21 protein-coding genes are annotated in these 20,002 nt (G+C 50.7%); all 21 read right to left on the reverse strand.

The window, feature by feature from the left end; translation table 11 throughout:
• Positions 1-1,107: a glutamate 5-kinase gene (gene proB / locus QMD53_01490; protein MDI6799350.1), complete on the reverse strand. Its 1,107-nt coding sequence runs from the start codon at positions 1,105-1,107 to the stop codon at positions 1-3.
• A gap of 34 nt (positions 1,108-1,141) precedes the next feature.
• Positions 1,142-2,434 (reverse strand): GTPase ObgE, encoded by a 1,293-nt coding sequence (gene obgE, locus QMD53_01495; GenBank protein MDI6799351.1) that lies wholly within the window; start codon positions 2,432-2,434, stop codon positions 1,142-1,144.
• A gap of 98 nt (positions 2,435-2,532) precedes the next feature.
• Positions 2,533-2,787, reverse strand: coding sequence for a 50S ribosomal protein L27 (gene rpmA, locus QMD53_01500; GenBank protein ID MDI6799352.1), 255 nt, complete (start codon positions 2,785-2,787; stop codon positions 2,533-2,535).
• A 49-nt stretch (positions 2,788-2,836) separates the two neighbouring features.
• Positions 2,837-3,541 carry a 50S ribosomal protein L21 gene (rplU, locus tag QMD53_01505; GenBank protein ID MDI6799353.1) on the reverse strand — a complete coding sequence of 235 codons (705 nt, stop codon included), beginning with the start codon at positions 3,539-3,541 and terminating at the stop codon, positions 2,837-2,839.
• A 71-nt stretch (positions 3,542-3,612) separates the two neighbouring features.
• On the reverse strand, positions 3,613-5,157 hold the full coding sequence (locus QMD53_01510) for an Rne/Rng family ribonuclease (protein ID MDI6799354.1): 1,545 nt from the start codon (positions 5,155-5,157) through the stop codon (positions 3,613-3,615).
• Positions 5,158-5,841 (reverse strand): TIGR03936 family radical SAM-associated protein, encoded by a 684-nt coding sequence (locus QMD53_01515; GenBank protein MDI6799355.1) that lies wholly within the window; start codon positions 5,839-5,841, stop codon positions 5,158-5,160.
• A complete protein-coding gene (locus QMD53_01520; GenBank protein MDI6799356.1) occupies positions 5,842-7,707 on the reverse strand; it encodes a TIGR03960 family B12-binding radical SAM protein in 1,866 nt (621 codons plus the stop codon).
• 40 nt (positions 7,708-7,747) lie between these two features.
• Positions 7,748-8,851 (reverse strand): rod shape-determining protein RodA, encoded by a 1,104-nt coding sequence (gene rodA / locus QMD53_01525; GenBank protein ID MDI6799357.1) that lies wholly within the window; start codon positions 8,849-8,851, stop codon positions 7,748-7,750.
• A gap of 8 nt (positions 8,852-8,859) precedes the next feature.
• Positions 8,860-10,716: a penicillin-binding protein 2 gene (gene mrdA, locus QMD53_01530; GenBank protein ID MDI6799358.1), complete on the reverse strand. Its 1,857-nt coding sequence runs from the start codon at positions 10,714-10,716 to the stop codon at positions 8,860-8,862.
• An 18-nt stretch (positions 10,717-10,734) separates the two neighbouring features.
• The gene (mreD, locus tag QMD53_01535) at positions 10,735-11,253 is read right to left on the reverse strand and encodes a rod shape-determining protein MreD (GenBank protein ID MDI6799359.1); all 519 of its coding nucleotides are present in this window, start codon (positions 11,251-11,253) and stop codon (positions 10,735-10,737) included.
• Positions 11,254-12,108 carry a rod shape-determining protein MreC gene (mreC, locus tag QMD53_01540; protein ID MDI6799360.1) on the reverse strand — a complete coding sequence of 285 codons (855 nt, stop codon included), beginning with the start codon at positions 12,106-12,108 and terminating at the stop codon, positions 11,254-11,256.
• A 35-nt stretch (positions 12,109-12,143) separates the two neighbouring features.
• Positions 12,144-13,139, reverse strand: coding sequence for a rod shape-determining protein (locus QMD53_01545; GenBank protein MDI6799361.1), 996 nt, complete (start codon positions 13,137-13,139; stop codon positions 12,144-12,146).
• A 200-nt stretch (positions 13,140-13,339) separates the two neighbouring features.
• On the reverse strand, positions 13,340-13,909 hold the full coding sequence (locus QMD53_01550) for a Gx transporter family protein (GenBank protein ID MDI6799362.1): 570 nt from the start codon (positions 13,907-13,909) through the stop codon (positions 13,340-13,342).
• A 5-nt stretch (positions 13,910-13,914) separates the two neighbouring features.
• A complete protein-coding gene (locus tag QMD53_01555) occupies positions 13,915-14,292 on the reverse strand; it encodes a NusG domain II-containing protein (GenBank protein ID MDI6799363.1) in 378 nt (125 codons plus the stop codon).
• Positions 14,293-14,348: 56 nt separating this feature from the next.
• Positions 14,349-15,167, reverse strand: a complete 819-nt coding sequence (locus tag QMD53_01560; protein MDI6799364.1) for an RnfABCDGE type electron transport complex subunit B — start codon at positions 15,165-15,167, stop codon at positions 14,349-14,351.
• 23 nt (positions 15,168-15,190) lie between these two features.
• Positions 15,191-15,802: an Rnf-Nqr domain containing protein gene (locus tag QMD53_01565; protein MDI6799365.1), complete on the reverse strand. Its 612-nt coding sequence runs from the start codon at positions 15,800-15,802 to the stop codon at positions 15,191-15,193.
• Positions 15,803-16,411 (reverse strand): electron transport complex subunit RsxE, encoded by a 609-nt coding sequence (gene rsxE / locus QMD53_01570; protein ID MDI6799366.1) that lies wholly within the window; start codon positions 16,409-16,411, stop codon positions 15,803-15,805.
• Positions 16,411-16,995 (reverse strand): FMN-binding protein, encoded by a 585-nt coding sequence (locus QMD53_01575; protein MDI6799367.1) that lies wholly within the window; start codon positions 16,993-16,995, stop codon positions 16,411-16,413. The genes rsxE and QMD53_01575 overlap by 1 nt, the downstream gene beginning before the upstream one ends.
• A complete protein-coding gene (locus QMD53_01580) occupies positions 16,992-17,945 on the reverse strand; it encodes an RnfABCDGE type electron transport complex subunit D (GenBank protein ID MDI6799368.1) in 954 nt (317 codons plus the stop codon). Before QMD53_01580 ends, QMD53_01575 begins: the two co-directional genes overlap by 4 nt.
• The gene (gene rsxC / locus QMD53_01585) at positions 17,945-19,276 is read right to left on the reverse strand and encodes an electron transport complex subunit RsxC (protein ID MDI6799369.1); all 1,332 of its coding nucleotides are present in this window, start codon (positions 19,274-19,276) and stop codon (positions 17,945-17,947) included. Before rsxC ends, QMD53_01580 begins: the two co-directional genes overlap by 1 nt.
• Positions 19,277-19,290: 14 nt before the next feature.
• Complete coding sequence (ndk, locus tag QMD53_01590) at positions 19,291-19,722, reverse strand: nucleoside-diphosphate kinase (GenBank protein MDI6799370.1); 432 nt, start codon at positions 19,720-19,722, stop codon at positions 19,291-19,293.
• Between the last annotated feature and the right edge of the window lie 280 nt (positions 19,723-20,002).

Genomic DNA, 20,002 nt, shown 5'->3' on the forward strand with positions numbered 1-20,002 from the left:
TTAAAAGACGACGAGGCAATCTCTGTGTATCAGCTCGTCGCTCGCTCCTTCGGATATCTCGCCAAGGGCCTCTCTGCCCCTAAGCCCCTTGATCTTATCCATCTCCTCAGAGGCATAATTGGTCAATCCCTTGGCAAAAACCTTGGCCTCTTCATCTGCAACATCGACCGCATCGCCGACCGAAAATTTTCCCGTATAACTCAAGATACCGGCAGGAAGCAGGCTCTTTCTTCCCTCTATTACCGCCTTTTTGGCTCCGGCATCTACCACCACTACGCCCTTGGACGCCTTTCCAAAGGCTATCCAAAGCTTCCTTGCGGAAAGCCTCTTCTTTGAGGGCTTAAACAGGGTACCGACCTCTCTGCCAGCCACCGCATCGACTATCACGTCCTCTCTCATGCCATCTGCGATGACCATGGAGACCCCGCTCATTGTCGCAATCTTGGCCGCCCTTATCTTGGTTATCATGCCACCCGAGCCGAATTTACTGCCCGCTCCACCGGCCAAAGCTTCTATCTCATCGGTTATCTCCTCGACCACGCAGATCATCTCGGCATTTTCATCTAGGTTGGGGTCGGTGGTGCAGAGGCCCTTTATGTCGGAGAGAAGTATCAAAAGATCGGCTCCGACCAGGCTTGCCACCAAGGCAGCCAGGGTGTCATTTTCGCCAAATTTTATCTCATCAACAGCGGTCGTATCATTTTCATTCACGATTGGGACGACGCCTAGCTCGAAGAGTTTGTTTAGGGTGTTTCTGGTATTTAGATACTGTTGACGATGGGTGGTATCAAACTGGGTGACCAGGACTTGACCGACCCTGACCCCGTATTTATCGAAGAGATTCGAATAGCGTTCTATCAATAGACCTTGACCGACCGAGGCCGCCGCCTGAAGAGAGGGAATATCCTTAGGTCTCTTGTCGATACCGAGGCTCTCCATCCCGGCGGCTATCGCTCCCGAGGTAACAATGATGATGAAGTCGCCATGTTTTCTCACCTTGGCCGTTTGGGCGACCAGCTTCTCCAGCTTGGCATCGTCCAGGCGCCCCGAGGCGGCGGTTATAAGGCTTGATCCGACCTTTACGACTATCCTCTTTTGACTGCTCACGGGTTCTAGTCCATCCTTAAAGTTTTAAATAAATTTAATTCTCAGATGGTTGAAAGTCAAATATGACCTTGCTGATCATGATCTGATCGCCACCCTTGGCTCCAGCTCTGGTCAAAGCCTCTTCTACCCCAAGCTTCTTCAGCCTCTGCTGAAGATATGATAAGGCCTCTTCGTTGCCGAGATCGGTCATGACAACCATCCTCTCGACCGACTTGCCGACGACATGATACGTGCCCTTCTCCTTTTTGACCTCGAAAAAGTCGTCTTCCTCTCGTTTATCGTACTTGTAGACCCTAAAGGATTTTATCTGGCCCAAAAGTTCCTCGCCCGGCGTAAGATCAAGCTTCTCTTTGATAAGCCAGAGGAGATCATCGATCCCCTCTCCAGTTATGGCCGATATGGCGACAAACGGATACCCCTTGGACTTAAAGTACTCTTTGGCCCCGTCAACCTCAGCCTTGGCTGAGCCAAGATCCGTCTTATTGCCCACAACTATCTGCGGCCTTGCAAAGATCCTTTCATCATACAATTTAAGCTCGTTGTTGACCTTCTCGAAGTCATCCTTGAAGGACCTCCCTTCGACCTGGGCAAGATCTAGGACATGAACCAGAATGGCCGTCCGTGAGATGTGACGCAAAAAGTCGTGGCCTACTAGGCCTACTCCCTTGTGGGCTCCTTCAATCAAGCCAGGAATGTCGGCCATGACGAAGCTCTGACCATCCGCAAGGGTTACCACGCCAAGATTCGGAACTATGGTGGTGAAATGATAGTCGGCAATTTTGGGTTTAGCCGCTGAAAGCCTCGATATCAAGGTCGACTTTCCAACGTTTGGGTAACCTATCAAGCCTACATCAGCCAAGAGTTTAAGTTCTAGATTGAGCCATCTCTCTTCACCCGGCTCCCCCTTCTCAGCGAATCTGGGTAACTTTCTCGATGCTGAGACGAAGTGAGCGTTGCCTCGTCCGCCCCGGCCGCCGTGCGCCACAATTCCCTGCTGACCATGGTAGGTGAGATCGAATAGTATTTCACCTTTCTCGTCTTTGACAACCGTGCCGGGGGGGGCTCGTAAGACGAGGTCTTCGCCTCGCTTGCCGTGCTTATTGTTGCCCTGACCGTGGACTCCCCGCTCGGCCTTGAACTGCTTGCGGTAGCAAAAATCGACCAGGGTCCTTAGACCCTCGTCCACCTCGAATATGACGCTTCCCCCATCCCCGCCGTCGCCGCCGTCGGGACCGCCCTTGGGTCTATATTTCTCTCTGTGAAGGCTGACGCAGCCACTGCCGCCGTCGCCGCCCTTCACATAGATCCTTGCCTCATCTATAAACATTTGATCACCATAACCAGTAAAAAACAAAAAGTCCTGACCTACAAGTCAGAACTTTTCTATTTTGACCGATTCGAACTAAACTCGCGACTTTTGCTTGACTAAGCGCCTACGATAATGTCAACTTTCTTCTTGTTTCTGCTCTCGTAGAACTTGACTACGCCATCTTTTAGGGCAAACAGGGTATCATCGCTACCCCGACCGACATTTATGCCCGGAGCGATCTTGGTTCCCCTCTGACGAACGATTATGCTCCCGGCTCTGACCATCTGTCCGCCATGACTCTTTACACCAAGTCTTTTGGCCTTGCTATCTCTGCCATTCCTGGTGCTGCCCATTCCTTTTTTATGTGCCATCTAAACCCCCAAAATCTATAACTTCCAGTTGAAGTTTGAATATTTTTGTCTATTTTTCCTTTGCCTTGTTCTCTTTGGCCTTAGCCTTTGGTTCTGCTTTTTTGGCAGCTGGCTTTGCGGCCGCCTTCGTAGCGGGTTTTGCCTCTTTGCTTGCGACCGACTTTATTGCCGCCTTCTTCTGAGCCGGCTTGGCCTCTTTTTTGACAGCCGCCGTCTCCTTAGATTCTTTAGCTTTGGCCGTCTTTGCCGGTGCCTTCTCCTTCGGCTTTTGAGCTGTGGCCTTCTTGACCGGTGCCTTCTTAGCTGCTTCTGTCTTTTCTTCAACCGGCTGGACCTCGCTGATAACTGCCGGCTTTATATCCTCTTTAATCTCGGTTGAAACCTTCACCTCGGTCTCTTCTTTGACCTTTTTAGAGACCGGTTTCGCCGTTTCCGCGGGGCCGAGGGTTTTGCCGCCCACTGAAAACTCATCTATCATCACCTTGGTGACGAGCTGGCGGTGGCCATTCTTTCTCTTATAGCCCTTCCTGGCCTTATATTTGAAGACGATTATTTTGGAGGCCTTAGTCTGCTCGACTACGGTCCCCATAACCTTCACCTTCTCTAACTCGCCTGGGGTGATGAGCTTCTCTTTTTCCGATGAGAGGAGTAAGACTTCATTGAACTCAACCACGTCTCCCACCTTGGAATCAAGCTTCTCCATGGAGACAATTTTGCCGGGTTCAACCTTTAATTGTTTTCCCCCACTCTTTATGAACGCGTACAGGGTAACGGCCTCCTTTATATTGACACAGCGTAAAATGTTATATCAGAAACCCTGTGATGTCAATTGGAATTCTTTAAAATACCCGCAAGAATCCTTCGTAAATTGAACCGATTGCCCTTGGCCATTACGGTAAATTCGCCAAGAGAGACCGATTCATCCTCCAACACATATATCGCTTTGTTCGTCCGTTTTTTAAGATTCTTTAGCTTGGTCTGATTGTTATCGGTCAGAAATTTGACCGCCTCGAGATTGAGCCCGAAGATGAAGGCCTTCTCCTGATTGGATATACAAAAAGCATGAAGAGCCCGTTTCAGCTCGATCAGGATCGTCTCCTTCGACTTTACCTTGCCCGTACCCGAGCAGCAGTTGCAGTCCTCAAGCACTATTCCGGAAAGACCCTCGGAGACGTTTTTCCTGGTCATCTCGATCAGACCCAGCTTGGATATCTCTACCACCTTGCTCTTGGTCCTATCTTTGGCCAAGGCCTCATTCAGCGCTTTGGTCACCTTCTTGCGATTTTTAGACTCAGCCATATCGATGAAGTCGATGACGATTATGCCGCCAATGTCGCGCAGACGAATCTGCCTTACCACCTCGGCTGCGGCCTCGAGGTTTGTCTTGATGATCGTCTCCTCCAGACTGGTTTTGCCAATATATTTGCCTGTATTAACGTCGATGGCTGTCAGGGCCTCGGTTCTGTCTATGCTGAGGTGTCCACCGGAGCGGAGCCATACTTTGCGCTGGAGAGAATCATCGACCTGAGGATTGATGCCGTATTTATCAAATAGTGGGACCTGATCGCGGTAAAAGCTTACGGCACCTACCAGCTCGGGGTTGGCCTTCTTGAGATAGGCGAGGATTTTTTTGAATTTGACCGGACAGTCGACGATCAGGCTCTTAAAGTCACTGGAAAATACATCCCTTACAATTTTCAAGGAGAGCTCCTCCTCGAAGTGAACGAGTTTTGGAGCCTTTGCTTTGCTTATCCTTGACTTGATATCCCTCCAGGTAGATTTGAGGTAATTTAAGTCCTTGTTGAGATCGGCGAGGGTCGCATCCTCAGCATCAGTCCTTACGATTATGCCCATGTCCTTGGGCTTTATCTTCTGAGCGATCTCCTTCAGCCTCGCCTTCTCATCATCGGAAAGCTTCTTCGATACTCCGACTCCACCCCCTAGAACCATCAAAACCAAGTATTTCCCGGCCAGGCTGATGTGAGTCGTAACCCTGGCTCCCTTGGTTCCCATCGGATCCTTGATGACTTGAACCAAAATATCCTGACCCTTTTTCAAGACATCCTGGATCTTTAGGTTTGCCAGATCGGGAGCATCTTTGGGAAAGATGACCTCGTCGACGTATAGAAAGCCGTTTTTGAGAAGACCAATATCGACGAAGGCTGCTTCCAAGCCGGGAAGGACGTCTTTTACCTTTCCAAAGTAGATGTTGCCTACAGCTGAGAATGAGGATGTCCGCTCTGTGTATATCTCTGCAAGTCTTCTATCTTCGACTATGGCTACCCTAGTCTCATCATCGTCGACCGAGATCAGTATCTCTTTTAGTTCATCAGCCCTTTTTTTTGTCTCGTCTAATATGACGGTCTCCAATTATTCGTATGACTTGAAAAACCCATCAAAGATTTTAGCATATAGACCCAGTCTTCTAATATCAATTATCCTAGCTTCTTTGGGTAAAATCTCAGCCAAAAAGAGGTCTCCGAAAGAATCGGCTCGTATATCATTTACGGAACCGACCGAGAGGACCACGGATAGTAGAAAGACCGAGCCCCCTTGGTCCTCTATTTCGCCTGCAAAAATGGCTTCTTTTGTTTTGACCGTCTTCTCGCTCCCCTTTTTGGGGAAAGTCAATTCAGCGGAGCTCAAGAGGCGGCTTAGGGCCGTTTCAAGTTGCAATTTCTCTGCGCCGCTCGCTTCGAAACGGATTGAATATTTGGCGGCTCTGACCGACTTGCTTATCTGGGGAACTTTTGGACCCAGAAGGCTAGCTTCAAGAAATCTTAAACCGGCTGGCGACTTAGAATTTAGCCCCTTAAGCAGCTCGTCCATTTCAGGGGCGTCATCCAAATTGATGTCAAGATACTCAGATTCACTGGAGATTCCGATCGGAAGCGGAGGACCATAGGATATTTTGGGCCTGGGATGAAAGCCTTCCGTCAGGGCCACCTTAACCCGGGCCCGCCTTAGGGTCCTTTCAATGCTCCTGATCAAGTCCAGGTGAGATATATAGATGAGCCTTCCCTCTTTGGCAAATTTTAACCTGACCCTGATCAATCAGCCCCCCTCGCTTTCTGGGGCCACCTTGGCCAAAGTGGAATGACAAACGCCACAAGCTGTGCAGCCTGGCCCAAGACAACCTGGGCTCGCCTTCTCCTCTTTTGCCAGCTCTAGCTCCCTTATTAAGAAATCTGTTTTTACGCCGGTCGAAAGATGCTGCCAGGGAAGTATCTCTTGAAGCTCCCTCTCACTTAGATAGGAGGCAAGCGAGATGCCCTCCTCGGCAAGTGCATTATCCCACCGATCGAAATCGAAGATCTCTTTCCAGGAGTCGAATCTGGCCCCAGCCCTGTAGGCCCTTAAGATGACGGAGGAAAGCCTTCGATCCCCCCTGGAAAGAAGGCCTTCAAGCTGGGTCAGCTTAGCATCATGCCATCTTAAAGAGATTGCCCTCTGGGTGAGATTCTTCTTCAAATACTCCTGCTTCGACTCGATCGTAAGCAAATCATCCTGAGCCGCCCACTGGAAGGGGGTGTGGGGTTTGGGCACAAACGAAGAGATGCTGACGTTTATCTTTAATCTGCCCACTTTGTTCCTTGGCAGGGTCTTTCTGCCTAGCTCATATATCTTGCCACTTAAATCGACTATACCCTCGACATCATCCATGGTCTCTGTGGGAAGTCCGATCATGAAATAGAGCTTTATCTTCTCCCAGCCGCTCTCGAAGACGGCCTTTGCGGTGGCAAGGATCTCCTCCTCGCTCAAGTTCTTATTTATGACATTCCTAAGCCTCTGGGTGCCGGCCTCGGGAGCGAAGGTGAGCCCGGTCTTTCTGATGCTTTGAATCTCTTTGGCAAGCTCAACAGAGAAATTATCCATCCTGAGCGAAGGAAGTGAGATCGCTATCTTCTCGCTGCCAAGCTCGGCTGCAGCAAATCTTACGATCTCCTCGATGTCTCGATGATCACTGCTGCTCAAGGAGGCGAGTGAGATCTCCTCGTATCCGGTGCTTCTAAGGAGCTCTTTCATCTTGGACAGGATTAGTTCCTTAGACCTCTCCCGCCTCGGCCTATAAATGATCCCAGCCTGACAGAAGCGGCAACCCCGACCGCAACCCCTGGCGATCTCGATTGAACATCTATCGTGTATCGATTCTGTGAAGGGAACCACCTGCTCGGTCGGAACGTCCAACTTGTTAAGATCAGGTGCCCACCTCCTTTCAACCTGCTCAAAAATTCCGGGCGCAAGAGGTCTTATTTTAGAGATCTTCCCAGGCTCCGATCGATCCACCTTGTAGAGGCTTGGAACATATACCCCTTTGACCTTAGCAAACTCCACCAAGAGGTCGCCCCTCTCCCAGCCTTTCTTCTTCTGCTTGGCTATCACCTCCAGGATTTCAGGAAGAGCCACTTCGCCATCTCCCAAAAGAAAAAGATCGAAGAATGAGGCGAGCGGCTCGGGGTTGAAGGCTGAGGGGCCGCCCCCGATTATCAGAGGATAAGAAGCATTTCTCTCGATTGAGGCTAAGGGGATGGAGGCCAGATCGAGCATGGAGAGAACATTGGTGAAGGTCAGCTCGTGTTGCAAGGTGAAGCCGACTACATCGAACGAAGAGACGGGCAGGGCCGATTCCAAGGAGAAGAGGGGCAGATCCTCTCTTCGCATGAGCGCCTCCATATCGCTCCAGGGAGCAAAAACCCTCTCGCATACGACTCCATCCATCTTATTATTCAAGAGATCATAGAGGACGTGGATGGCCAGACTCGACATTCCTATCTCATATATATCGGGGTAGGCTAGAGCGAAGAGAATATCTCCTTTTTGGCAAGGCTTTTTGATCGAATTCCACTCATCGTCTATGTATCTTACGGGCTTCTCCACCAAATGAAGAAGCTTCTCTATCTTTGGCCAGAGACTGTCCAACCTCGGCGATCAACTCCCTATAATTTTCTTTGAAATGGAATCACTTGAGCCTATGGGCGTATATGTTGGCAAGGAGGCCGACCGACATCATATTCATCATCATCGCGCTCCCGCCGTAGCTCATGAAGGGTAGAGGCACGCCGGTAACAGGCATCATGCCCATCGTCATCCCAATGTTTACGAATATTTGAAAGAGCCACATAGAGCCGATGCCGATGGCCATCAAGCTGCCGAAGAGATTGCCAGATGACTTCGCGATGGATATGCACTTGATCAAAAGGGCAAGAAATAGGAGCAAGACGGCGCCCGCTCCCAAGAACCCCAACTCCTCTGCGACGACCGAGAATATGAAGTCGGCATATCTGACAGGCAGAAAACCAAGTGAACTCTGCGTCCCCGAAAATAGACCCTTGCCAAGAAACCCACCCGAGCCGATGGCGATCTTGGATTGTTTTAAGTTGTAGCCGACCCCGGTCGGATCTATGCTAGGATCCAAAAAGACGAGTATCCTCTTCATTTGGTATTCATGAAGCAGACCAAACTTTAGAACGGCAAAGACAACAGAGAGCCCGATTGAGAATATGGCCAGAGCCTGTTGCCAACGAAGGCCGGAGACCGAGAGCATTCCAAGCATTATAGCCAGAAGGACGAGGGAGGTTCCAAGATCCGGCTGAAGCATGATGAGAAACATCGGAACGCCGACGTGAGCGGCCACTATCAGCCAGTCTTTAACCTCTTTGATGTCGCCCTTGCGGTCGGCCAAAAATTCACCGAATGTTATTATCAAGACCAACTTGGCGAGCTCTGAGGGTTGAAGGTTGAAGAAGCCGAGCGGTATCCAGCGAGTCGAGCCATATACATCTTTGCCGATAAAAAAGACGACTATGAGCAGAAATATGTTCAAGACATAGAAGGGGACTATGAACTGTCTAAGCCTATTGTAGTCGAAGAACATGAAACCTACAGCAACGGCCAACCCGAGGAAGGAGAATACCAATTGCTTCTGGAGAAACTGGTAGGGGTTATCATACACATGGGTTGCGCTATAGACCATCAGGTTGCCGAATAGCATGATGGCAAGAACTGTGAAGATGAGTCCCCTATTTATGTAGTTGAACCAATTCAAGTAGACCCTGTTTCTCAATCGATCACCTATCTCGAATCATCTGAGACGCTGACCGGCCCGACCGAAGATACATTGAAGGCCGTTGAGAGTATCCGCCTGGCAGCCGGAGCGGCGATGGATCCGCCATGGCCTCCCTCCTCGACCATGACGACAACAACGTATTTGGGATTATTTACCGGAGCGAAACAGGCGAACCAGGCAAAGTCATCTCTCCCCTTTACCTCGGATGTTCCGGTCTTTCCGGCCACAGGTACGGGAAAACCCGCAAAGGCGTTGCTCGCCGTCCCCTCTTTGATGACGCTGACAAGACCCTTCTTGAGGCCGTCCAAAACATCCTTCGAGATGTCGATATCGGCCAATTTCTTTCTCTTGGCGGTCCTTATCTCATCGCCTTCTGGGGTGAAGACCTTGCTGACGACGTGAGGCTTCCAGATCAGGCCATCGTTGGCGATAGCCGCATAGAGATCGGCCACTTGAAGCGGGGAGGTCAACAGATCTCCTTGACCAATAGCGAGGTTGACCGTATCGCCGGGCAGCCATTTCTGCTCTTCCAGATCTTCATGGGTCTCCTTCTTCCATTTTCTATCCGGCACCCGGCCAATAACCTCTGAGGGCAGATCGACGCCGGTCGCCTTGCCAAATCCAAATTTTCTGGACCAATGCTGGAGCCTTTCGCCTCCCCGTTTATAGAGCCTGTAGCCGACTTCGTAGAAGACCACATCGCAGGAGTCCTTAAGACCGGCCGTAAAGCCGGTCTCCCCATGGCCCTCCTTCCGCCAGCAATTCTTGGGCCACATCTCGCCCATTCCGAGCCAAGTCCCCTCACAGAGAAAGCTATCTTTGGCCGAAACCACCCCATCGCTGAGCCCGGCAACGTAAGTGACGGGCTTGAAGACAGAGGCCGGAGCATAGGAGGCCATAACGGCCCTATTGAAGAGGGGATAGCCAGATCCTTTAGCATTCAATGACTCCCACTCTCTCGAGGTCATCCCCCTCACGAAGAGGGTCTGATCGTAAGTGGGATAGCTCGCAAGAGCCAGAATCTCTCCATTGTTGGGATTTAAAACTATGGCCGCCCCACCGTTGGCGTCGGGATAACCATTGGCCCTTGCAGCCATGACGGCGCTTTTTAGCGAGCTCTCGGTGGCCGATTGCAGGGCTGAGTCTATCGTAAGTTGAACATGGTTTCCGGCTACCGGCTCCCTCTCGTCAAGCATATGAGTTATGCTGCCGGTCCTATCGATCTCAAACTGTTTTATCCCTTTGGTCCCGCAGAGAATCTCCTCATACTCCCCTTCAATGCCGCTTTTGCCGATCAAATCACCGCTGGTATGGGTGAGAGCTTCCGAGAACGCCAACTCCTCCTGACTGATCTCTCCAATGTAGCCTATGACGTGAGGGGCCAAAGAGAGCTTTGGATAGTTGCGATAAAAATTGGTCGTGATATCGACACCGGGCAGATTTGAGGAGTTCTCTTTGATATATGAGGCGGTCTCTTTGGATATTCCCTGCTTCACGATGCGAGGATAGAAGGGAGCATACTTCTTATCATTTACCCTCTCCCTTACGGCGGCAAGTTTCATATTTAAGATCTTTGCCAGCTCGGCAAGCATCTCCTCATTGTTTATCTCTTGATAATCGACGGTAACCGCCAGCGTCGGAAGGTTGTTGGCCAGAAGCAGGCCGCTCCGATCATATATATTGCCCCTTGGAGCACTCGTCGTTACCGTCCTTATCCTGTTGTTATTCGATAAATTTACGTACTCGTCTCTTGCTACAACTTGAAGGGTCCAGAGGCGAAAGAAGAGCAGGCCGAATATAACCGTAACTATCATACTGGCCATAAATAGTCTCTTCTGTATGAGATCGTTTATGGGACGCAATTCTGACCTTCCTGTTGATCAGCTGATTTTGAACTCTTTGACGTAATCGCCGCCAGAGCGCCTCACAAGAGCCCGCCTACATATCAAGAATACCGGGATGGCAAGGAGCGCATCATAGAGCGGTCCGATAATCAGATGGGAAGCCGCAGCCCAACCTTTTGCAATCGGTTGGGATATAAGAAACGAAAGAAGCATATAGATTAGGCGATGAAAGAAGGAGAAGAAGATGACCAGACTTGCGGGAAGTAGGGCGGTCTCATCGGTCAGTCCGCTCTTCATCGACCCGGCAAGATAACCTGTTATCGTCTTGGTGAGGGAGCTAAGTCCAACCACCCTCGATCCGGCCAAATCCTGAAGGAGGCCGCCCAGAAAGCCAGATATGGCTCCCAAGTTCTGGCCTTCCAAGAAGCCTATGATCGATACGGTGACCAATATCAGATCGGGGCCAACGCCAAATATCCTAAGATATGGGATGAGCGCGACATGAACGACGGTCGAAGCTGATAAAATAAGGCAGATAACCAGAATCGGCTGCACTTAGGTGGCCTCCTCAAAGGTGGGTAGCGCAAAATCGTCCAAAATGACCAGCACCTCTTCTAAGCTGGAGAAGTCGACTTTGCTCTTTATCTTTGCCTTTTTATAAAGCATATCGGGGGTCTCCTTGTAACTCTCGACTTGACCTATCAGAAGCCCCCTCGGGTAGACGCCGCCAAGACCTGAGGTCAAAACCAGTTCTCCCTCGGAGATGGAATCGCTGCTCTCGATATAGTTCAATGTTATCCCCGTATTTAAGTTACCCTCGGCAATACCGATTCCCCGCGACTTCATCAGTTGGGCCGAGACGCCGCTTCTGGGGTCGATCAATAGGCGCACCTTGGAAGCGCTCTCAGTAACCATTATCGTCTGTCCGACCAGACCTTCCGCCACCACAACCGGCATATTCTTATAGACTCCATCGTCGCTCCCCTTGTCGAGAATGAGGGTCGATTGCCACTCATTGGTGGACCTGCCTATTACCCTAGCCAAGGCGGTTCTGTGAGGAGTCCCCTCTTTGAAATTTATGAGCTCCTTTAAGCGAATGTTCTCCTCTTTCGCTTCGGCAAGCGAAATAATTTCCTGCTTTAAATCGGATATCTCCTTTTTGAGCCTTGAATTTTCTGCCGAGAGGCCACCGACGTTGCCCAGAAATTTTCGCAAGTTTATGAGAGGCATGATAACGCTGCTTGTCGGAGATTGTACGGACGTAACTCTCCCCAAGAATGATGACTGCATGCCGTGGATGACTCCTTCGTCCGTCTCTCGAAGATAGGTGGTGAGGATAAGTATGCTAAAGATCACCAAGATGAGGAGAGTCAATCTGCTCGAGCCAAAAAATCCCCTCTTAAACCGCAAAATCTACACCTCTTTAAAATAGGTGAAGCAAGAGATTATCTATGCGCACCTATCAAAACTTTTTTTAAAGTCTTCATCTCTTCCAAGGCTTTGCCTGATCCGATAACCACACAGGTAAGTGGATCGTCAGCCAGATATACCGGCATCCCGGTCTCACTTCTAAGCCTCTCGTCTAGACCCCTCAAAAGAGATCCGCCTCCCGCCAGAACCAAGCCCCGATCCATGATGTCGCCTGATAGCTCGGGTGGTGTCATCTCAAGAGTGGACTTTATGGCTCCCAGGACGGCCGCTAACGGCTCTTCTAGGGCGTTCCTTATCTCCTCCGAAGATAAATTAACGTTTCTGGGAAGTCCCGTCAAAAGGTCTCTTCCCCTCACCTCAACATCCTCTTCGTGTTCGAGGGGATAGGCCGACCCGATCTCAATCTTGACTTCTTCGGCCGTCCTCTCGCCAATTATTACGTTGTACTCCTTCTTGATGTGATTGATAATCGCCTCATCGAATTCGTCGCCCCCAACCCTGACCGATTCGCTACAGACTATGCCCCCCAAAGAGAGGACGGCCACCTCGGTCGTGCCGCCTCCAATATCACAGATCATGTTGCCGGTCGGCTCATGAATCGGAAGTCCGACCCCGATGGCGGCCGCCATCGGCTCCTCAATTAGATAGGCGGCCCTCGCCCCGGCCTGCATGGTGGCCTCGAAGACGGCTCTCCTCTCTACCTCGGTAACACCGGATGGCACACAGACTACGATGCGGGGCTTGATAGCAAAGCGCCGTTTGTGGACCTTTTGGATGAAGTAGCGAATCATGCTCTCGGTCACATCAAAGTCGGCGATGACGCCGTCCTTCATCGGCCGTATGGCGACAATGCTACCCGGAGTCCTTCCGAGCATCTGTTTGGCCTCAGTGCCGACGGCCAGTATCTTTCCAGAATTCTTCTCAATGGAGACAACCGATGGTTCACGCAGGACTATACCCTTACCCTTGACCAGCACCAAGGTTGTGGCCGTTCCAAGATCCACGGCCATATCCTGGCCAAGTGACAAAAAGTCGTACACCAAATATCAATCCTTCCTTGCGCCCCAGCGGGCAAATAAGATTAGTAAATATTAGCAAAACTGGACCAAATAATAAACCAAGGGCAAATTCTATAACTTTGGACCAAGCGACCGCAAGGGAAGGATCAAAAAGTGATATCAGGCGGGCAGCTTTTAAAAAATTGATGCTTCTAATCAAGACCGCCCTTGACAAATGACGGCCTTTTACTTGAGGCTCGAAGACCGGCTGGAGTGAGTGCTCTGGACAGGATAAGGCTTGCCAGCACGCCGTTGAAGAGGCCGCAGAGGACGGCCAGGACCATTAGTATGGGAAGCTCGAAAAAGAGAGCCGAATGTCTGATGAAGATGAAATAAGCCACGATCATCTGTGTCAGATTGTGAGCCAGCGCGCCCAAGATACTGATACCTGAAAGGCTTAAATGCTTGGAGAGAGACCTATGAGCGGCGAGCATAACAATGGTGCTGACCAAGGCTCCGCTCAAGCTGAAGACAAAAGTCGCAGAGAGAAATGTGCCAAGCAGAATTGAGGCGATCAGGGTCCTTGCCAGAGCATTCACTGCCGCCTCCCTTAAGGAGTAAGAGCTTATTATGATAAGGCTCACGATATTGGCAAGCCCAAGCTTCGCTCCTGGGATCGGTAGGGGAGGCATGTAGATGGATTCTATCAGATGAAGGGCTATGCCGAGGGCAAGAAGGAGCGCTAAAAATACAAGTCTTTTTGAGCCACCATTTTCAACCAATCTCATCACCCATTTAAGGCATCCATTTCAACATCTTCTTGGCTCGTTATCCTGATCATAATCTGGTTTGGAGCACAGATGATCGCCTCTCCTTGCGATCTTATCCAGCCTTTGGAGACACAGTCATGATTAGGACAGGGGGAAGAGATGACTCGAACTCCATCGCCCGAGACCTCAACTATCGTTTCGCCAAGAGGTCCCTTGATGGGGTGGAGGCCTTGCTGGTCAAACGAAAAATTTAGATTCGCCTTATCGCTTACGATCAAGATGGAGCAATTCTCCTCTTTAGCCGATTTTCCCAAAACAACCAGATTTGAAAGGAAGAGGAGAATCGCAACCAAAATTATCGAGAGAATCAACGCCTTGTCGTAACGGGTTATCATAATATTCCCGCCTTGGGCTCAAAAACTGCAAATCAGTCTCATCATCAAAATAAGCTTTAACCCCTTGTCGCCGTGAGATCAGCCAGACATCCGGTCGGACACTTCTCAACGCACTTCTTGCAATCGGTGCATTTATCTTTATCTATGACGGCAAGGTTATCGATGACGTGAATCGCATCGAACTCACAAACCTTCTCACAAGCCTTGCAGGCTATGCAACCCTTCTTACAGACGGCCCTTACCTCTTTGCCTGCGTTATGTGAACGGCAGAGGACATGAACCTCTTTATCTTCAGCAACGAGAGAGATTATCCCCCTTGGGCAGGCCTTGACACAGGCTCCGCAGCTCGTGCATTTATCCCAATCGATCTTGGGCAGCCCATCCTCGCCAAGAGTTATGGCCACAAAGGGACATGAGGTTATGCAACTTCCAAGGCCCAAACAACCGTAAGGACAGAGAAGCGGCCCCCCTGAGACCTGTTGGGCCATCTGACAATCGTGTTGCCCGTCATATATATAGCGATGAGCAACCTCATTCTTTCCGCCACCGCATCTTACTAGAGCCTTGTTGGCAACTCCGGTAACCTCGCTGACGTCCATTCCAAGGAGCGCCCCGATCTGTTTGGCCACATCCGACCCGCCAGCCACACATGCGGTATTGGAGGCCTCCCCGGCAACAATTGCTTCGGCTGCCCCATCACAACCGGGAAGCCCGCAAGCACCGCAATTTATTCCCGGCAAGACCGCCCGGATCAACTCGACCCTGGCGTCCACCTCAACATAAAATACCTTGGAGGCGACCGCAAGCAGACCCCCCATAATGAGTCCCGTCCCACCAAGTGCGATTGATGCTTTTACGATCATCGATGTATCCATATCCGACCCACCCCCTATCGATATTAAATTCCAAAGAGTCCTTTAAAGCCCAGAAAAGCCAGTGACGATAGGCCTGCCGCTATGAAAGAGATCGGAAAACCCCTCATTGAACGGGGGATAGGCGCAATCGTTATCCTCTCTCTCATGGCAGCGAACATTATTATTACTAAGGAGTAGCCGAGGGCAACACCGACCGTATGGACCAGCGACTCTCCAAGCGTATAGTTATATTGGAGACTCAGCTTCCAGAACCCCGGCTTGACACTCTCGGTCGCGGCAGCCAGCACCGCGCAGTTGGTGGTGATTAGCGGAAGGTATATACCCATAGCCTTAAATAGCGTCGGGCTGACCTTCTTTATCACCATCTCCACGAATTGGACTAGGGCGGCAATGACCAGGATAAAAGCGGGTATATATAAGAATTCTCCGACCCCCATCGGCTCCAGCACGAATCTCCAGACCCCCCAACAGACGGCCGAAGCCATGGTCATGACGAAGACTACGGCCATGCTCATGCCTATGGAGGTCTCAAAATTTGTCGAGACTCCGAAGAACGAACAGAGAGCGATGAACCTTATAAGAAGGATGTTGTTTATCAGAAAAGCCGCTAGAAATATTAAGAATAACCTCTCCATTTATTGAGCCCTCCCTTGAATTTTACGAAGCAACCCCATCAGAAGACCAAACGTCAAAAAGGCTCCGGGAAAACTCTGGAGAAGCTGAGGCGGATTGAAGCCTTTAAGAGATATCAGCGTGGCATTGAAGGCGACTATCTCTCCGGTCCCGCCGAGTTCTCTAACTATCGCCATCGCCAGAAGCACGAAGGTATAACCGAGGCTCATTCCGATTCCATCGGCAATGGATCTGACCACCCCGTGGGTGTAGGCGAACGCCTCGGCCCGACCTAGGATGATGCAGTTGACCACGATGAGGGGTATCCAGACCCCAAGAGCTGCGTAGCCTACCGGGAAGAAGGCCTTCATCGTCAAATCGACGATGGTAACAAAGGAGGCGATGACCACGATAAAGATGGGTATCCTTATCTCGTCAAAGATCAGCTTCCTTATCATAGAGATGAGTATGTTGGAACAGATGAGAACGAAGCTGGCGGCCGCGCTCATAAAAATGGCGTTTTCAACCTTGGTCGAGACGGCCAGGGCCGAGCAGAGGCCGATCATCAGGCCGAATAACGGATTCTCCTCTATTATCCCTATCTTGAAATCATGCCAAATGCTCCTTTGCATCAGTTACCTCCGGAGATCGCTTTAAATACTTGCGCAGCATCACTTACGCCCTTGGCCACAGCCCCAGAGGACAAGCTGGCACCCGAAATGACGTCTATATCCGTCTTGAGTTTTAGAGGATCCTCCACCGTTTTGCCGGGGAATTGGGCCACGAACGAAGGATCTTCGAGAACCCGGCTGCCCACACCCTTGGTCTCGCCGGAGACATCGAGGATCTTAACGCCCGCTATGCTGCCGTCCGGCCTTATAGCAACCGCTATCTTCACTGGACCACCATAACCGCTGGCTCCGGTCTCGATGGCCATGCCGACCTCTTCTTCGCCGCTGACGATCCGATAGACCATCAGCAGACTGTCGGCAATGGCCTTACCTTCTTCGAGCCCTTCTAAATCCTCTTCGGGCGCTGCCCCTTCGACCTCGAACATGGCAAGGACATCCTTATACTTCTCGATCTTCTCTTTCGTCTCACGCTCTTTAACGATGGGCTCGGTAATCGAATAAGTGAAGGCGAGCGATGCTGCAGCTATAATACAGAATATCATCAAGACTGCCCCGAGTTTTAAGTAGAAGAGAAAGTTTTTCATTTGGCCTTCACCGTCCCGAAAGTAATGGGTCTGGTATATCTGTCTATCAGCGCCGCAAAAGAGTTCATGAAGAGGATGGCAAACATTACTCCCTCGGAGTAGCTGGTATAAAACCTGATTAGGATGGTAACCAGACCGAGACAGATCCCGTAGATCATCTTGGCCCTTCTGGTCACCGGCGAGGTCACCGGATCGCTCGCAAGAAAGAAGGCTCCGAAGATGAGAGCACCGGCCAATATGTTGAATACGCCGTTATTGCCGGTGAGTATGCTCATTACAAATACGGTTCCCAGGTAAAAGAGGGGTATTCTCCAATCAACCACCCTCCTTGCAATCAGCACCAAACCGCCGATTATTAAGAGCAGGGCTGAGACCTCCCCCATACAACCGCCTCTATTTAAGAATAGGAGCGGCTTATAAACCACCGATATGTCGCCGATCAGTGTTCCCGCCTTAATCGCCTTGGCGGCTGTGAGCGGAGTGGCGGTCGTTATGCCATCTAATTCCCTCAAAGTTGTAAACCAGCTGCCAGACATTATGGAGGGCCAGGAGAGCACGAGCATCGCTCGGCCGACTAAGGCCGGATTGAAGACATTGTAGCCAAGTCCGCCAAAGAGCTGCTTGCCAAAGAATATCGCAAGAGCGCCGCCGACTATCGGTATCCAGTAGGGAACCTTGGGCGGTAGAGTGAGGGCTAGAATGAGGCCGGTTATGATCGCGCTGCCGTCGCTTATCACGATCGGCATTTTGCGATATCTCAAGACGGCAGCCTCCATCGCAACAGCCGATAGTATCGAGAGAATCAACGTCCTGAAGGCGAAGAACCCAAAGGCGTAGAGGCCCGCAACGACTAGCGGGGTTAAGGCGAGGAAGGTCCAGGCCATGAATTTCTCTATCGTCTCGCCGCTTCTGATATGAGGCGGGGTGGAAACAATGTAATCGGAGCCCACTACTTCTCCTCCCTTTTTTGTTCGGCGATGATCTTTGCTTTAGCGTGTCTGATGAGCTGAATAAAAGGCCTTGTTGCAGGACAGACATAACTACAGAGGCCGCATTCTATGCAGTCCATGACATCAAAGTCATCCGCTCTATCTACCTGATCGACTTCGATATATTGACTTATGTAATTTGGCATTATACGAACGGGGCAGATATCGACGCAACGGCCGCACCTTATGCAGGGCCTCGGATTCGGGATAGAGGTGTCTTCGACCGTAAAGGCGATCACCCCGGAGGTTCCTTTGATGACGGGCACACTTAGGTCGAATAGGGCGACTCCTGTCATCGGACCACCCACTACAACTTTGCCTATCTTGCCCTTAAAGCCACCGCACTCCTCGATGATATGAGATATCGGGGTTCCTATCTTGGCTCTGATATTGGTGAAGCTCGCCATGCCGTGACCAGAGACGGAGATGGTCCGTTCGATCAGGGGCCTACCCCCTCTAACCGCTTCGCTGATGGCGGCCGCTGTTCCGGCATTTTGGACCAGCGCCCCTACGTCTGAGGGAAGGCCGCCACTTGGAACCTCTTTTCCCAGTATCGTCTCGATGAGCTGCTTTTCGGCCCCTTGAGGATAGATAGCATTTAGGGGCATTACTTTGATATTCCCTTCGGACGAGGCCAGCTTATCCATGTGATAGATGGCATCTATCTTATTGGTCTCGATACCGATATAACCCCTCTTGGCCCCGACGGTGGCCATGATAATCTTTAGGCCGTCTAATATCTTATCGCCTCTCTCTAAAAAATTACGGTGGTCTGCCGCCAGATAGGGCTCGCATTCACCACCGTTGATTATCACATCGAATATGGGCTTATCCTTGGGAGGGGTAAGTTTCACGTGGGTCGGAAAACCCGCTCCACCCATGCCGACTACTCCGGCCTCGCGAACGGCCGCCCTGACCCTATCGGGATCTTTTGCCTCCTCATCGCTGAGCCCCTTGAAGGATATGGTCTCCTCCTTGTCGTCTGGGGTTATGACGATGCTCAAGACCTTCTTCCCATCCCCGCCAAGCCTGGGCTCTATGGCTTTTACTTCGCCCGACACGCTAGAATGCATGGGAGCTGAGATGAAGGCTTCGGAGTCGGCAACCTTCTGTCCGACCAGAACCCGCTCCCCGACCGAGACGATCGGGCTTGCCGGCGCCCCGATATGTTGAGACATCGGTATTATGATCTCTTCGGGCAGGGAGATCTCCTCTATCTTTTTGCGCCCAAGAGCCTTCTTGGCCTCATCATACCTCTCGGGAAATATCAGTCCCCTCTTTATTCTCTTGATCTCGCTAAATATGCTTATTGACAGGGCTCATCCCTCCATTTGGAAGTCAATCCGAAAAAGAGCTCGATCTCACGTTTTGCACTTTCGAGCGAATCGGAACCGTGAACGATGTTCTCAGATATATCTGTGGCTAAGTCTCCTCTTACGCTGCCTGGCTCAGCTTCGGAGGGATCCGTTGCACCCATCATCTTCCTGACAGATGAAACCGCACTCCTCCCGCTTATCACCATGGCCACAACGGGCCCGGAGGTTACATAATCGATCAGATCCTTAAAGAAGGGCTTGCCGTCATGGGCAGCGTAATGCCGCTCGGCCAGGCTCCTCTCGATTGTCATCATCTTCATCGCTTCGATCGCAAAGCCCTTTCTCTCCAGGCGGCCAATCACCTCTCCTACCAGGCCCCTTTTTACTCCATCCGGCTTCACCATCAAAAACGTCTTCTCCAAAACTGCTCCAAATATTTGTAACTTTTAATTACAATCTAACAATTAATGGATTGTACAACACGCAAACTCTCCCTTCAAGAAGATTTGCAAAAAAAATTCCGCTTTGTTGTTGGGGTTAATTATTGGAATCGGCTAAAACCAGGCTTGAATGGGCTTTAAAAAAAACTAGCAAAATCGGCAACTCTCTTGCCATCTCTTATCAAACTACCAAAATTGGCGCCCCAGGTTGGGCTCTAGCCGGAATATCTGCAAAATACCGGTCGCTAAGCTCTCATCCTCA

This window comes from Actinomycetota bacterium, from assembly GCA_030017835.1.
Classification (GTDB): Bacteria; Actinomycetota; Aquicultoria; order UBA3085; family Oleimmundimicrobiaceae; genus Yes70-04.